Source organism: Trichococcus sp. ES5, from assembly GCF_900067165.1.
GTDB classification, from domain to species: Bacteria; Bacillota; Bacilli; order Lactobacillales; family Aerococcaceae; genus Trichococcus; species Trichococcus flocculiformis.
In genome coordinates this window covers 14,348-29,622 of record NZ_FJND01000018.1, presented here as the reverse complement: position 1 = coordinate 29,622, position 15,275 = coordinate 14,348, and the positions used below count along the sequence as shown (strand labels likewise).

17 protein-coding genes are annotated in these 15,275 nt (G+C 38.6%); 2 read left to right on the top strand and 15 right to left on the bottom strand.

All coding sequences use genetic code 11. The annotated features are described in order from the left end of the window. Positions 1 to 2: 2 nt before the first annotated feature. The 5 genes from TES5_RS11990 to TES5_RS11970 form a co-directional block, all read right to left on the bottom strand. Positions 3 to 1,805 carry a glycoside hydrolase family 2 protein gene (locus TES5_RS11990; protein WP_068562227.1) on the bottom strand — a complete coding sequence of 601 codons (1,803 nt, stop codon included), beginning with the start codon at positions 1,803 to 1,805 and terminating at the stop codon, positions 3 to 5. Between the two features lie 24 nt (positions 1,806 to 1,829). Beyond that, positions 1,830 to 2,255, bottom strand: a complete 426-nt coding sequence (locus tag TES5_RS11985) for a hypothetical protein (protein WP_068562226.1) — start codon at positions 2,253 to 2,255, stop codon at positions 1,830 to 1,832. Between the two features lie 4 nt (positions 2,256 to 2,259). Beyond that, entirely contained in the window at positions 2,260 to 3,105 is an 846-nt protein-coding gene (locus TES5_RS11980; protein WP_068562225.1) for a carbohydrate ABC transporter permease, read from the bottom strand. Between the two features lie 13 nt (positions 3,106 to 3,118). Next, positions 3,119 to 4,018 carry a carbohydrate ABC transporter permease gene (locus tag TES5_RS11975; RefSeq protein WP_068562224.1) on the bottom strand — a complete coding sequence of 300 codons (900 nt, stop codon included), beginning with the start codon at positions 4,016 to 4,018 and terminating at the stop codon, positions 3,119 to 3,121. Between the two features lie 74 nt (positions 4,019 to 4,092). After that, positions 4,093 to 5,367, bottom strand: a complete 1,275-nt coding sequence (locus TES5_RS11970; RefSeq protein WP_068562256.1) for an extracellular solute-binding protein — start codon at positions 5,365 to 5,367, stop codon at positions 4,093 to 4,095. A 181-nt stretch (positions 5,368 to 5,548) separates the two neighbouring features. On the opposite strand from TES5_RS11970, the gene TES5_RS11965 reads away from it, so the two are divergent. Then, positions 5,549 to 6,460 carry an ArsR/SmtB family transcription factor gene (locus TES5_RS11965; RefSeq protein WP_068562223.1) on the top strand — a complete coding sequence of 304 codons (912 nt, stop codon included), beginning with the start codon at positions 5,549 to 5,551 and terminating at the stop codon, positions 6,458 to 6,460. Positions 6,461 to 6,724: 264 nt separating this feature from the next. Here TES5_RS11965 and TES5_RS11960 read toward each other — a convergent pair whose 3' ends face one another. From TES5_RS11960 to TES5_RS11930, 7 genes are all read right to left on the bottom strand, one after another. After that, positions 6,725 to 7,792, bottom strand: coding sequence for an IS30 family transposase (locus TES5_RS11960; protein ID WP_068562222.1), 1,068 nt, complete (start codon positions 7,790 to 7,792; stop codon positions 6,725 to 6,727). Positions 7,793 to 7,945: 153 nt separating this feature from the next. Beyond that, entirely contained in the window at positions 7,946 to 9,691 is a 1,746-nt protein-coding gene (locus TES5_RS11955; RefSeq protein ID WP_068562221.1) for a glycoside hydrolase family 2 protein, read from the bottom strand. Positions 9,692 to 10,058: 367 nt separating this feature from the next. Next, the gene (map, locus tag TES5_RS11950; RefSeq protein ID WP_068562220.1) at positions 10,059 to 10,802 is read right to left on the bottom strand and encodes a type I methionyl aminopeptidase; all 744 of its coding nucleotides are present in this window, start codon (positions 10,800 to 10,802) and stop codon (positions 10,059 to 10,061) included. Between the two features lie 95 nt (positions 10,803 to 10,897). Then, positions 10,898 to 11,281 (bottom strand): hypothetical protein, encoded by a 384-nt coding sequence (locus TES5_RS11945; RefSeq protein WP_068562219.1) that lies wholly within the window; start codon positions 11,279 to 11,281, stop codon positions 10,898 to 10,900. A 38-nt stretch (positions 11,282 to 11,319) separates the two neighbouring features. After that, a complete protein-coding gene (locus TES5_RS11940) occupies positions 11,320 to 11,712 on the bottom strand; it encodes a DUF3021 family protein (protein ID WP_072763795.1) in 393 nt (130 codons plus the stop codon). 30 nt (positions 11,713 to 11,742) lie between these two features. Next, positions 11,743 to 11,946: a hypothetical protein gene (locus tag TES5_RS11935; protein ID WP_068562218.1), complete on the bottom strand. Its 204-nt coding sequence runs from the start codon at positions 11,944 to 11,946 to the stop codon at positions 11,743 to 11,745. 21 nt (positions 11,947 to 11,967) lie between these two features. Then, positions 11,968 to 12,309, bottom strand: coding sequence for a hypothetical protein (locus TES5_RS11930; protein WP_068562217.1), 342 nt, complete (start codon positions 12,307 to 12,309; stop codon positions 11,968 to 11,970). Positions 12,310 to 12,511: 202 nt separating this feature from the next. On the opposite strand from TES5_RS11930, the gene TES5_RS11925 reads away from it, so the two are divergent. Further along, on the top strand, positions 12,512 to 12,967 hold the full coding sequence (locus TES5_RS11925) for a helix-turn-helix domain-containing protein (protein WP_068562216.1): 456 nt from the start codon (positions 12,512 to 12,514) through the stop codon (positions 12,965 to 12,967). 772 nt (positions 12,968 to 13,739) lie between these two features. Here the strand turns inward: TES5_RS11925 and TES5_RS11915 are convergent. From TES5_RS11915 to TES5_RS11900, 3 genes are all read right to left on the bottom strand, one after another. Continuing rightward, positions 13,740 to 14,123, bottom strand: a complete 384-nt coding sequence (locus tag TES5_RS11915; RefSeq protein ID WP_068562214.1) for a DUF3139 domain-containing protein — start codon at positions 14,121 to 14,123, stop codon at positions 13,740 to 13,742. Between the two features lie 41 nt (positions 14,124 to 14,164). Beyond that, the gene (locus tag TES5_RS11910) at positions 14,165 to 14,398 is read right to left on the bottom strand and encodes a hypothetical protein (RefSeq protein WP_068562213.1); all 234 of its coding nucleotides are present in this window, start codon (positions 14,396 to 14,398) and stop codon (positions 14,165 to 14,167) included. 465 nt (positions 14,399 to 14,863) lie between these two features. Then, positions 14,864 to 15,127, bottom strand: a complete 264-nt coding sequence (locus TES5_RS11900) for a hypothetical protein (RefSeq protein ID WP_157080411.1) — start codon at positions 15,125 to 15,127, stop codon at positions 14,864 to 14,866. Positions 15,128 to 15,275: the final 148 nt, after the last annotated feature.

The window sequence follows — 15,275 nt, the reverse complement described above, 5'->3', positions numbered from 1 at the left end:
TTTCAACCTCCAATCGCTAAACGTTCAGGAAAATACTGCAAATTAATCTTTTTAATTTTTTCTAACTCACATTTTGGTGTTCGATCATAGGATAAAAGACCATTTATTTCTTGTTCCACATCTGTCAACTGTGTATAACAAAATCCATAAAGGGCTTTTGATCCATAAATCGCCGACATAATTCTGCCGTATTCACTGACGAATTCATCAGCATTTCCCACCGTTGTATATCCCCAACCATTCTGTCCATCTACTTGATACCCAATTCCGCCAAATTCAGTCAATAAAATGGGCTCGCCTTGATACTGGAAACCATTGGCGTAAATATCCCATTTACCTGGTGGTTGATTAATCAAGTTGCTAACAGATTCCAGCGTCTCTGTAAATTGAGCGTACTTTTTTGTTTCCTCAACAGATCCATGATTATAGTTATGAATTGCGCAAATATCTGTCACTGTCATCTCCCAACCGTCATTGGAGATCACTAAACGAGATTTATCTAAAGAATGAATAAGATGATAGATTCCTTCTGAAAAGTGTTGTTGTTCTTTATTATTGTGAATAGCAGGGACCCCCCAGCTCTCATTTATTGGTACCCATGTCACTATTGAAGGATGATTGCGATCTCGTTCTATAATTTCAAACCATTCCATTGTTACCCGCTCAACAGTTTTCTCCGTGTAGAGTGGTGCAGAGGCACATTCACCCCATACTAAGAAACCTAATCGATCCGCCCAATATAAGAAACGAGGATCTTCGACTTTTTGATGTTTACGGCAACCATTAAAGCCCATTTCCTTCGCTAATTCAATATCCTTTTTAAAATCCTCATCACTTGGTGCTGTCAACAACCCTTCAGGCCAGTACCCTTGATCTAACACTAATCGTTGATAATAAGGATAATTATTGAGGAATGTCATACCCTTTTCTGTATGTATTTTTCTAAAACCAAAATAGCTCTCGACCTCATCCAAAACCGTACTATCAGAATTGGTTAATTTAAAGGTAACGTCAAATAAATTCGGGCATTCTGGGCTCCAAGTCCATCCCTCATCATGAAAGTTACTTCTGAAAATTTTGTTTTGGTACAGTTCTACGGAACGATTGACCTGAGTGCTCGTCACTTGCATCCAATCGGAAACAATGCACTGCCCCTGATAACTGATTTGATAACTAACCTGCTTTCCTACTGATTCTAGTGGGAGAGTTATACCAATATCCACTTGACCTCGGTCAACATCGGTATGAAAGTTCACACTAGTAATATGGCTCTCAGCAATTTCTTCTAGCCAGACCGTTTGCCAAATCCCTGTGGAATTCGTGTACCAAATCCCGCGAGATTCTTTCTCCCAAAACTGTTTCCCCCGAGGGATTGTTTCATCGGAATGAGGATCATAGGCTTTCACTACCAAAACTTGCTGTCCATCTGTTTTAAGATAGCGACTTATGTCGAAGGAAAATGAAGTATGCCCACCAACGTGTCCACCGACATAATGCCCGTTGAGATAGATATCGGATTGATAGTCCACCGCACCAAAATGAATAAGCACTTTTTTTTCACCTTGATAATGAAACTCTTTGCGATACCAGACAGTATCATGAACTTCTCGTTGATTTATTCGGCTAAGCTCTGATTGATAAACAAACGGAACAGTTATCTTTAGAGGTAGCTTAACATCTCCCTTGTCCCAACCTTCATTTAATCCATTATTTGAATCATCGAAGGCAAATTCCCATTCTCCATTTAAATTCACCCATTGCTTTCGCCGAAACTGAGGCCGTGGGTATTCATTTCGTTTTCCCATAATACTCTCCTACCTCGCTGCACTCTATAGAGCGCGACTATACTCATTTACTTTAATTTTTTTTATTGCGCTTCTTTTAGCAAGCAATGAAACAACACTACTGCTGGCCAAGACTAAACTAACGATATCCATCACGAATAATGAAAATACCGCAACAGTTAATAACCACATAATCCATTTTAAGGAGACTGTTTGATTTTTCAGATATCTCTTCGCAACAACAAGATTAAACAAACCCAAGCCGATTAGTATGGTTCCAAAAATACTAATAATGATGAAGGTACTGCTGAATAATGAATCCAGTTCTTTCGCATTCTGATAAGTTAAGTCTGATATTTGGCTAAACTGATGACGTTTAAACAATCCATAAAAAATAATTGTTATAATACCATCTAAGATTTGCCAAATCCCTAGTGCCATAACTAGTTTTCGTTCTATCGTCGGCCTCATTCGTTTACCCCTTTACTCCACTAGATAGTGACATAGACTCAAGGAAATATTTTTGTGCAAACAGATATAATAAAAATGTTGGTACGATTGCAACCAATGCCCCTGCCATCAGCAAGGTTGGTTGTGCTTGATACATTCCTTGCAGTAATTGTAAGCCTGGCGTAATTGGCATTTTGTCCATGTCGTTAAATACGATTGAAGGCCACAAGAAATCGTTCCATGAACCGGTGAAAGAAAATAGGGAAACCACCAGTAAGATCGGTTTGATGATAGGTAATATTACCTTAAAAAAAATTGTTAATTCACTTGCTCCATCTATTCGAGCTGCTTCGTCAAATTCTTTGGGGATCTTATCCATAAACTGCTTCACTAAAAATATGTTCATGACACCCGATGCACCAGGTACAATCATAGCTAACGGGGAATTTACCCAACCAAAAGTATCGACTATTTTGTACAATGGAATCAAATTTACAACACCTGGAAACATCATTGTCGCCATCAAGAATGCAAACAATTGATTTTTCCCTTTGAATTGTAAACGACTATACGCAAAAGCTGAAAATGAGACAACTACTAAAACCAATAAAGTATGACTAACCGAAATCACCATGGAATTTGTAAACCATTTGATCAGAGGTGTGCTGGCATTGTTAAATAGTAAGGTGGTGTAGTTTGTCATCACCCATTCAATCGGCAAAAAACGAAAACCGCCTGTCATAAATTCTATTTCTGACTTGAATGAAGTCACTGCGCCCCATAACAACGGTACAATCCATATAATTGCCATCAATAATAGAAATAGAAATGCAACCATTTGTGAATGGCTTATTCTTCGCTTACTTTTCATTATATTATGCCTCCTAATCTTTATTTCTTAGTAGCTTAAACTGCAAACCAGCGACAATCATTATACAAAATCCCAATAAGACAGCCATTGCTGAAGCGATTCCTGCAATTGATTGCCCTGATCCAAAAGCATTTTGTTGAATGTTCATTAGCAAAACTCGCGTCGAACTAGCTGGACCACCACCAGTTAACATCAAAGGTTGTCCATAAACGTTAAACTGCGCAATAGTTGTAATCACAATAGTGTACAAAAGCTGCCCTTTAATGCTCGGTAATGTAATTTTAAAAAACTTTTGAAAAGCTGAAGCCCCATCTATATCTGCCGCTTCATAGAAATCTTTTGAAATTCCGTTTAAAGCTGCTTGGTAAATAATCATATTCCCACCAATCGTCCACCAAACTGTGACTACAACGAGCGAAATCCAAGCATATGGTTGGGTTCCTGTCCAAACAACAGCAAGGTTAAGCAAGTTGTTAATCGGTCCGTATGTGACATTAAACATCAATGTCCAAATAATCACTACCGCGGAAATTGAAAATAACGACGGTAAATAAAACAACGATTGGAAAAGCTTCCCTAATTTTGGTTTCGCATTAAGCGCTGCAGCTAAAAGTAATGGTACGACAATGCAAAATGGCACTGAAAAAATAACGAATAAGAAAGTATTTTTTAAACCGTTATGAAATTGTTTATAAAAAGTAGAATCTTTTTGAAAGAGAATTTCTTGAAAGTTTTGTAGTCCGACAAAGGTTGGTGAGTTTACCAAATCCCAATCTGTCATCGAAATATAAATCCCAAAGATTACAGGGATTAAGAAAAAGATAACAAATATTAATAAATGTGGGGCCACAAATAACCAAGGTAATAATCGTTTGTTCAGTTTACTATGATTGGTAGAATCTGTTGTTTCCATACTTGCTTCCCCTTTTCTATTCCTTAACAAACAATTTCTTGGCACAAGTTAACTTGTGCCAAGAAATAACTTGCTTATTTTTCAGAAGAATCTTTCGCCACTTTATCCGCCACTTCTTTTTGCATATTTGTAACGGTATCTTTGACGGATACTTTATCAAAAACAACATCGAGAGCATTAGCATCAAGGAATTCTGAAACATAGCCGTTATACTTGTAATCAAATATTTTTAAAGTTGCCTGTTGTTCGGGTGTCGAAAGGTAGAATGACTGTGGCATTTTTAAATATTCTTCATCATCTAACAAACTTAGGGTTGCTGGATTTTGTCCTGCTTTTGCCCACTCAAGCGAATTATCACGTAACCAATCTATAAAAGCTAACACCCCTTTTGTTTTTTCCTCTGAGCGTTCTTCATTTTTAAACATAACAAATTGATGCGACGACGACCAGTTGACCACTTTTGTCAGATCATCAGATAATTGAGGTGAATTCGTAAATCCCCAATTGATTTTAGCGTCTTTAATGTTGTTTTGAATCCAGATTCCTTCTGGGAAGAACAACAATTTATTGCTAACAAATAGTTGTGTTGGATCTTCTCCATCTTTAGTCGTTAAGCCTTCTTTAGATAGTGAGCGCCATTTTTCAAACGTATCAATTGTAGCTTGATTATCAAGTGTTGGTTGGGTACCATCTGCACTGAGTTCCCCACCATTTTGTGCATAAAGTGAAAGGAAATTCGGTTTCATCCAGGTAATTGCAATTCCTCTAATATCATCTTTCTTGGCCGCTTTACTAGCTTCCTCAATTTCATCAAAGGTTAAAATGTTATCATCTAACGCGCTAGGTAAGTATTTTTCTAGTAAATCTTTATTGTAATATGTTCCCCAGCTGTGAATATCCAATGGCAAACTGTAGCGACTACCATCTTTTTCACCCAAATTCCAAGCTTCTGGCACATAATTTTCTGCTTTGATTTCCGGGAAATCTTTTAATAAGTCATCATAAGTGATTAACATATCATTGTCCTTATATTGGGTAATACGCTCAGCATGAACAATATTTAAATCTGGAATATTCTTACCAGAATTCACAACAGTTGGAATTTTTGTGTACATATCTCCTTCTTTTAAGGAAATATTTTTCACCTTAAATTCGGGATTTGTTTTATTATATTCATCAATCATTTTCTGCATATTAGAGCCATCTGCCCCAGTGAATGGATTCCAAAAAGTAATTACATTGGCATCGCTTGTACTTCCAGTATCAGCATTGCTATCCCCACAACCAGCTAATAACAATGACGTAAATGCAACTGACATTGCACCAATAAATAGTTTATTAATTTTCATAATACTTTCCTCCAAATTCTTTTTTAACGTAATAGTTACACAAAATTCTTTGAATTGGTTGTATTTCCTGGTAATATTTTCAATATATTTATTAACCAACCACTTACCTTAACCTCTTAGTTAATGTTATAATAACTACATCAATTGTTTCAATTTATGAAACTACTCTTAGGAGGCCATTATGGAATTAGATATCAGCAAAAACTCTTTAGCCGTTTACGAAGCATTATCAAGTGAAACCCGCCTCAATATTATTCAGTTTCTCGGTAAAGAAAAAAGAAATATCTCAGAAATTGCGACTGCGCTTGGCCTCAGTAATGCTATCATCACTCGTCACGTTCAAAAAATGGAAGCAGCAAACATTATAAAGTCTGAAAAAATTCCTGGAAAATCCGGCATTCAAAAATTAGTCTTTTTAGGTATTGACGACATTCATATTACCTTCCCAGAAAAAATCTATTATGCTTTCAACCTCCATGCTACCAACCTAAAATTGGGTCACTTCACCAATTTCGATGTTAGTCCTACATGCGGGCTAGCAACGACAACCTCGATTGTAGGTAAACCAGACGATCCTAAATATTTTATGGAAAGCGATCGTGTAAACGCCTCCCTTTTGTGGTTTTCTAAAGGTTTTGTTGAGTATAAAATTCCAAATCTATTACAGGAGAAACAACATGCAGAGATGCTAGAAATTAGCTTCGAAGTTTCTTCAGAGTTTCCGCTCTCCAACAATGTTTGGCCTAGCGATATCAGCATCTATGTTAACGATATTAAAATTGGGGTTTACACTGTTCCAGGAAATTTTTCAGATACTAGAGGGCGTTATACACCGACCTGGTGGAACAGCCACTTTAGCCAGTACGGCTTGTTGAAACACCTCCGAATCAATTCTTTAGATTCTGGAATGGATGGTGAACCTTTCTCAAAAATTACTATTAATGATCTAAAGTTAGATCGCAGTCCGTTTATTACCTTGAAGTTTGCTGTTGAACAACAATCTCAAAATGTGGGTGGATTGACCCTCTTTGGTAAAGGATTTGGAAATCATGACCAAGATATTAAAGTCAACCTTTATTATGTGGACAATTAAGCAAATTAATCCAACGCTTAATTGCAATATCAAATGCATAAAAAATTTTAAAAACCTTTATAGACAGCGAATTACTCAATAATCCAGTATTACCAATGGTTTGAAGCCTTTGTCGGCAGTGTGTATTTCGTCCCTCACCATTTTTCAGGTGAGTTGTTGGTGGTTCTGACCCAAGAGAATAGGTTGGCTGAGTCAAGAGAAGGAGCGAAGCGGCTCTTGACTCAGCTAAGCTGTTCTCTTATCCTATAAAACCAACAAAATACCTTAAGCTGCTTGTAACTTAGCTAACTCTTCCTGCAGGCGTTCTGCAGGTGTTGCATAGCCCATTATTTTTCTCGGTCTGTCGTTGATCGCATTAGTTACTGCGAGTAAATGTACATAAGACAATGGACGCAGAGTGACTCCCTTTGGGATAAATTCTCGGAGCATGCGGTTGTGCCTCTCGTTCGTTCCTTTCTCCCAAGAAGCATACGCATGAGTAAAGAAAACCTGAACATCTTCAGTAATGCCTTCGATAAGCGACAGACTTGAAAACTCAGATCCGTTATCAGTTGTTAGGGTCTTAAACTGTTCCAGTCCCTGTTTTCTCATCAAATCAAGAACACCTTTTTGAACCACTGTGGCACCTTTTCCCCAAACTTTCTTCGTTAGACAGTAGCGGGTTTTCCGTTCAACCATAGTGATGATGACAGGCTCATTTTTTATTTTCTTGCCTAATACTAAATCGACTTCCCAATGCCCAAAATCTTCTCTAGAGAGTATTTCTGGATCGCGTTCTTCGATACTGCGACCTAAGTGCTTAGCGTTATGACCTTTCGGTTCCGAAACGTTTTTCTTGCGTGGCCGCATCCGGGTCTTCATAGGTAAATCGATATTACGGATTGGGAGTACGGCAGCATTGATCAAGGCGTAAACTGTTTTCGTGCATGGTACGCGTTCGTCAGGGTGCGATTTTCTGTAAGAGTGTACAAAAGTATCCACACTATGAATCCGTAACCCCTTCATGGGTGCTAGATTTTCAGGTAAGGCAGCAAGGAAAGCTTCAGAATATTTATGATGATTCCGCGCATGCGAGTTCTCACGATTTTCTTTGTAAACCCGAGCGCCTGAGGCGGCAATATACTGCTCGTAATAATTGTGTTGATAGTCAAGTTGGCGCGTTCTGCCGCGTTTCAATTCACGAGAAACAGTCGATTGGCTGACTCCTAATTCACGCGCCATCTCCGCTTGTTTATAGGTGCCGATTTTAGCCATCTGTTCCAGCTTTCCCCGTTGAATATCAGTAAGGTGTGTGAAGGTGCGGTTTTCTATGATACAATTATTATTAGTCATGTAGATACCCCTTATACTTTTGGTTTGGTCGCTAACAAGTATATCGTATCTACATGATTTTTTCGTTTATTTCCTTATGCATTTCATTTTACAATTTACCAAATTAATCCAACAAGCACCGCTCATCCTTGCTCAATGCAAGGATGAGTTTTTTTAATACAATCTTCTTAGATTAATTCTTGCAACTTCTGCTAATTCAACTTTGGCACTTCGGTCGGGTGTCAACAAACCATTCACTTCCTGTTCAACATCAGTCAGTTGGGTATAACAATAACCTGAAACATAATCAAGATTCTGAATTTCTTGATGAATCGCATCAAAACGTCGCATAAATTCCTCTTTGCTAGTTACTTTATTACCATATCCCCAACCTTCTTTACTATTAAAAGCAATACCTCCGAATTCTGATATGATGATAGGTTGCCCTTTATAATGATAATTTTTGGCAAAAGTATAAAATTCTTTGTTAAACATCAGTTGATTAGCCATAATCTTTTCTTTATCTTGATAACGCTGTTTAAACAATTCCAAAACTTCTTCGTAATCATGGAGCGTAATAATATCTGAAATCGTATGAACCCACCCATCGTTCGTAATAACTGGTCGTGTTGAATCAATGGCTTTTGTTAAATAATAAATGCTTTCAGTAAATTTTTGTTGTTTCTCATCATTGTAGATGTCCGTGATTCCCCAAGACTCATTAAAGGGTACCCACGTAATAATTGAAGGATGATTATAGTTTTGTTTAACAATCTTTAACCATTCTTCCGTAAACATCTCAATGGCCATATCATTGAATTCATATGTCGCAGCCATTTCGGACCATACTAACAATCCATGTTTATCACACAAATACAAAAAGCGTTCATCTTCTGTCTTTTGATGTTTTCTGACACCGTTATAGCCCATTTCTTTAATTCGTTTAACATCAATTTCTAAAGCTTCAAATGATGGTGGAGTTAATCCTGATTCTGCCCAGTACCCTTGATCTAAGATTAATCGTTGGTATAAACCATGACCGTTTAACAATACGTTTGATCCTTCAATTGTGATTGAACGCATTCCAAAATAACTATCCACACGATCAACAAGTTCTTCGTTAATCGACAGTTCTAAAGAGAGATCATAAAGATTTGGGGTTGTTGGTGACCATAATTGTAAGCCCCATCCTGAGTTTTCTGGATCCATCACCGAGAGGTTTAACAAACTCAGCTCTTGTCCTAGATAGTGCGTTGATTGACTGATTTTTTTACCTTCAAATGAAATCATTGCTGTTAATTGGTAGCTTTTATGTCGATCATATTTATTCAATTGAACCTCACAAGCTAATCGTTGTTGACCAACTTCTGGAGTTAATTTAATATGGGTGATGTGATTATTTGAAACTTCTTCTAGCCAAACAGATTTCCAAATACCAGTTGTTTGAACATACCAACACCCAAAATTATCCTTCAACCACCTTTGTTTCCCTCGCGGTTGTGAACATAACATTGAGTCTTCTATTCGAACAACCAATGTGTTCTTTTGTTGATGCCCCTGTAAATGAAAACTAAAGCGTGTGTAGCCACCGCTGTGTTCACCAACTTTTTCACCATTAAGCCATACTTGAGTGTAATAGTCAGCTCCTTCAAAATGAAGTAAATAGTTAGTTCCTTCGCTTAAATCAATTTCTTTTTGATACCAAACAACCGATTCAAAAACTTCTTGGTTAACACCACTTAACTTAGTTTCATAGGTAAAAGGTACTCTAATTGTTGCCGTATCTTTCAAATCCTTATACCACTTTTCACTCAGACCTACATCTTCACTATCAAACCTAAACTTCCAGTTACCATCTAAAAGCATCCAATCTTTCCGAGTCATTTGCGGACGCGGATGTAAACTGCCTTCCATTTCCATCTAGCCCCTCCTTGTTTAACTTATTGGTAAACCAAATCGCGATTCAACTTTCAAAGAAATGTTATTACATCTCTTTACAAGAAAGATACACCAACAAAAACGATATGTCAAGCGCTTTCAAGGTATTAACCGTGTGGTTAACCCCCTGGTAAAACAAGATGTTTCACACCTTGTTTGTTTAACCGATAAGTAAAGCAAACAAGCTGTGTTTTAAATAAAAGTCGCTTTTACCAGTCTTCAATATTCTCTATCACCCTTTTTTGCATTATGCATGTCGTGCCAAAAAGCACAGAAATTAATCTGTGCTTTTTCTGATGCAAGTATTTGTCATTGTCCCGCGAACGCGCCTATTGGAGTTTCAAAGCTCTTAAAGCGTCGTAACGATCGGCCCTTCTTTTGTGACAATAATCGTATGTTCGTATTGGGCGACCATGCTTTCTTCTGTAAAGAAGGTCCAGTCGTCATCTTCAACTTGGAAAACTTCCTCTTCGAATGTTGAAATGAAGGGCTCGAAGGCGATGACCATGCCCTCTTTCAGAATTTCGTCATCCCAGCGCGAGTAGTAATTGAAGATATGATCCGGTGCTTCGTGGATTGCGCGTCCGACACCGTGTCCGGTCAGGTTTTTGATGACCGTCAAGCCATGGCGTTTCGCCACGTTATGCACCGTTTTTCCGAGATTGCTTGTTTTTGCGCCCGGCTTTACTTTCACAAGTCCCGCGTCGAATGCTTCTTTGGCAACATCACATATTTTCTGCAGAACGACATCGCCCTGCCCAACTACAAAGGAAATGCCGGTGTCCGCAAAATACCCGTTTTTGGAGCCCGAAACATCGATATTCACAAGGTCCCCTTCCTCAATGATCCGATCGCTCGGAATCCCGTGCGCCACTTCTTCATTCACGCTGATGCACGTATATCCAGGGAAATCGTATTCCCCTTTTGGTGCCGATTGCGCTCCTGCTTTTTCAAAAAGCTCCTTCGCGATATCATCAAGCTCTTTAGTGGTGATGCCGGGTTTTGTGGCTTTCACCATTTCATCCCGGATTGCTCCGCAAATGCCGCCAATTTCTTTTAATCCGTTAAAATCCTCTTCCGTCTTTGCAATCATTTTGTATCCTCACTTCTTACAGCATTTTTGATTATCATTCCAGTTAGATTCTATCACAAACGGAAGGGATATTTCTTCAGCGATACCAAATAAAGCTATCTCTTTTTGGATGGCAAAAATTTTTTAACAATCCATTTTGCACTGAAAAATCCGATCGCCAACGAGCCGAGTAATAGCAGCAGCGAAGGGAGTAACTTATTGAGTCCCTCGCCATAGAAGTAATCGTGAAAAATCTGCATGCCTGCGAATATTATCGCGGCGGAAATGACACTGCCAACCACGTAATAGATAACCGTAGTCAAGGAGCTGTTCCTAGGGTGCACCTGCTCATCGGGATTGTTCATGCTCCCTCCCGAATGCGTGAGGTTCGGGCCATCAAACTTATTGTTTGCACCCTGACCGATATTGACTCTGGAATAGATGGAACTGTCCACGTTGCTTTTGTCGTCGTACTTTTTCTGATTATCTCGCGTACTCATTCCTGCACCTGCTTTCTCTTAAATACAACGGTCCCGTTTTAGAGATCCGTTTGCTTCAAATTCATAAGGCTATTGCGTACTCTGGCAATAAGGGCAGTGGTTACAAAAAGAATAACACCAACCTTGTTGAACAGCAGAAACACATGGAAAATAGCTCCAAAAGAGCCGGTCTTATGATAGCCACTCAGTAACAGCAATGGAAAAACCGTAACCAGCATCGTCAAGTAATGAACCATAATCTGCTTGCGGAAGCTCCACTGTTTTAACTCGTATATGATGCTTGCCAGTCCCAAGAACAAGGCCATGAATCCATAAAAAAGAAAAACCTTTGCATCGGCTGCTCTTCCCTGAAAATTATTCCATGCATACATTGACAGCATAACAGCAAAGGGAAGAGTTCCCCTGACCAATCCTTTCAAGAAAAGCTTCATTTTTATCCCCTTTCGCAAGTACCCCTTGAATCAATTCACTACTATGAAAAATATCGGGATCCAGAATAGTGTCGTTATGATGATGGCTCCGATCAAAGCTACCAAAACCAGCCGTGCTTGCTGCACATTTTGTGTTGCTTTGACTTTTTTATAAAGAAAAAAGAGCAGACCGACTATGACCAGCAAAAAAATACCATAAATCAAAAAGCCTGCGGGTTGATTAGTGGCTGACATAATAGTTCATCTCCTCTTGTATCATCCTTGATTTTGAGTATTCCGTGTTTCTATGCTGCTCTCAATCTTACTTTTGGCAAAAAGCAGCAAAAACAGGACCAGCAGAACTATTGCATTCAGGAGCAAGCCTATATGAGAAGGCAGGATATTAACGAGTATGGCCAGCACGACCAAGTTGAAAACATCTATAATCAGAGAAACCAATTTTTTCTCAGTCGCTTTTCTGCTGTAGACAAACAATAAAGCACTGCCAAGCCCGATCACGAACCACCAGAACAAAGGGACGTTTGGGTATTGGACTGCTCCAATTAGCGCTGTGCACGCGAATACGTAAGCGAAAAGATTGGATTTATTAGTAATCATGATATACCTTCTTTCTCGCTATGTATAAATACGTTTTTTTATTAACATTTTTTATGATACTATTGTAACAAATATTTTATTTTTTATATAGAAGGAAAATATTTCTCCAATGTAAAGCAGAAGTTGCTAGCAATTTAAGTGGTTTCTTTATTACTATGGACATAGGCAAAGAACCAATAAAAAGAAACGAGAGAGGATTACAATGAGTACAGGGAGTATTTTAAAAATCCAGCGGCAAGAACGCGGTATTTCGCAATTGCAACTTGCCGAGCAATTGCATGTTAGCCGACAATCCATATCAAGCTGGGAAAATGATCGGGCTTATCCCTCTTTAGACAATTTAATTGCTTTATCTGAACTTTATCGTATTTCGATTGATGACTTGCTCAAGGATAATGAGGAACTGCGACAAAAAATCGAGAGAAATCAAAATCGAATTCAGCAATATGATGAGCATCTTATGGAAATAGATACCTCCATTTCAGATATCCAGAAGGGGGCTTTTGACTATGAAAAGAAAGACGAATTCCTTTTTTGTTTAACTCTCATCTGCTTGGGAATTTTGCTGCTACCTTTGGGTCCGGTAATCCCGATAAGCTACTTTATAGTTAAGAGAAATAGCAAAAAAGGAGGGAATGAAGAACTCGATGAAAAATAGAATTGATAGCGGATGGGTCTACGCGGTTATTGCTCTGAATATTTTACTATTCTATTATCTTTTTGCTAAGACCGGAAACGCCATTTTCCTGATTTTATTTTTTGTAGAATGGATTGGGTTTACGGTATATGGATTCATTTTAATTCTTAAACCTTTACTTACCTCCCACAAAAAAAATCGACACGGAAAATAAAAACTTCTACAAATTCGGAGGCGTATCTGAATTTGTAGAAGTTTTTATGGTAAATCTCTTTACCGGATAATTAGAATACCAAAGTCATAATAGCTGCAGTTACAATATTAGCCACACTGTGGCTCATCCCCACATCTCTGCATGCTTGATATACTGCATCTTGAATGGTTCCAGTGGCGTTCTCTATAAAATTTAATAACGTTTCTAACCCCATGTATGCAGCAATGAACTTCTTCACTGACAGTGGTAGCTTGTCATAGCCCGCCCGAATGATTTTAACAGCCCAAGTGAATTTCCCACGTTGCACTTGCTGTATTATACTGTTTTGGTAAGCAATTTATGCTTTACATTACCTCTCAATAACTTTACATAGATCCCTTTACATGAATCTCTCCTGCCAGAGCAGTCATGCTCTGACCTTCTTTCGGGACAAACAGTATGTTCCTATTGGATGAAAGAACCCGCTTATGATACTCTATTTCTTTTTTAAGAAATAGCGGATGATCCAACCTAGAATTGCGATAAGAGCTAGTGCGCTTACTAACGTCCACCCAGCATCGAAAACTTCAATCATGGCCCTTACTCCTCTCTGAAAATAATTTTATCAGTCGAATAAATCGTCCCTTCAGAAACGTATCCCATTATCCAATCATCAACTTTAAAAGAATAGTCATAACAATAATCTAAGGGGCTCTCCTTAACAGTAAAGTAAATTACATAGCCGCTTCGGGCACTCTTGTAATCTTTCCGAATTTTCTGTATCTGAATATCTTCTTCCGCAATCCCTTCTTTTCCCTCCAGCAACTCATAGAGATTTTGTTGCGCGATATAGCTTTTCAAAGGAAATTCATAAACATAGACTCCCGTTATCAATAAACTCAGGACTCCGAGTGCAACCCATCCAGTTTTTAGCTTTTTGATGTCAATCCTCTCCTTTGCATAGGTGTTGCTGCTCTGATGCATTCAGTATTCATTCAGCATCCATTCGCATCAACCAAAAAACATCATACATATTGGAGCAATAGCGTTGCGAATAGGACGACCGCTGTAAAAACATAGAGATTCCAGCGCCGGTCCTTGTCCCTTTTCGATTCCTCAACGCCGAGTACGCTCATGAGCAGTCCCAAAAAGAATAAAGCGATGTTCTGGTAAGTAAAATCTTTTGTCCACAAGCTATACACACTCAGGATAAGCACCACTGCGCCAAAAGTGATCTTCAAAATTTTTGTGTTTTGCATACAGTTCTCCTCTGTGAGTCCTGTACCCTTCCAGCGCACAGGACTCCATAAAATATTTTATTGCTGCTCTGCCTTCTTCTCGATATAAACGTTCCGGACAACAACCAAAAGAAATAGAAAGGTCAAAAAAAGGATTACTTCAACTATGGAAGTCGGCCAAATTCCAGGAATCCATCTGACTATCAACATGAGAATCATATAGAAGAGTACTGATTTATTATTTTTTGATTTATACTCCGGAATTTTACGTTTGACTGCATACGCCACTAAGTAGGAAATTATTACTCCTGATACAATCAAAATCAAAAACAGGATAGAGCGTTCTCTTTCCCGTTATCAAAGTTCAAAAAAGTGTTGCATACCAAACTTATAAGAATCAGCCCGATATAGCTGATGAAATCATTAATCAACGCAATCCGATCCATTTTAGCCACCATTCCTCTCCTTTGGTGAAAATTGCAGAACTTAATTTTTACCGAGAACTACTTCTACTTGCTCCCTGACTTCGAGAGAATCTTTTTCGTATACAAATTCAACGTAACTTGTTTTTCCCACCTCAATCTGCTCACTTTTCAGCACAGGACCAATTAATTCCCCCTCAAGCGGCGATGTCCTAGTGTCGAGGACGCCATACTGATTTTCTCCAACATTAAGGGAGTAAATCAGATTCTTCTTGCTATCATAGATTCTTATGCCTGCACCACTGACCACTTCCGCTTCGTTTTCCAATGTTTCAATTCCCTGACTGCTCCCCATGGATAAATCCAGGGGGTTCCAAGGGCTGTTGGGACGTCACGGACCGTACTGGCGATATTTCCAAAAAAGTGGAGATGTCGTTTTTCTATTTCCGTTCTATTCCCAAAAGCCCTTAGACTTT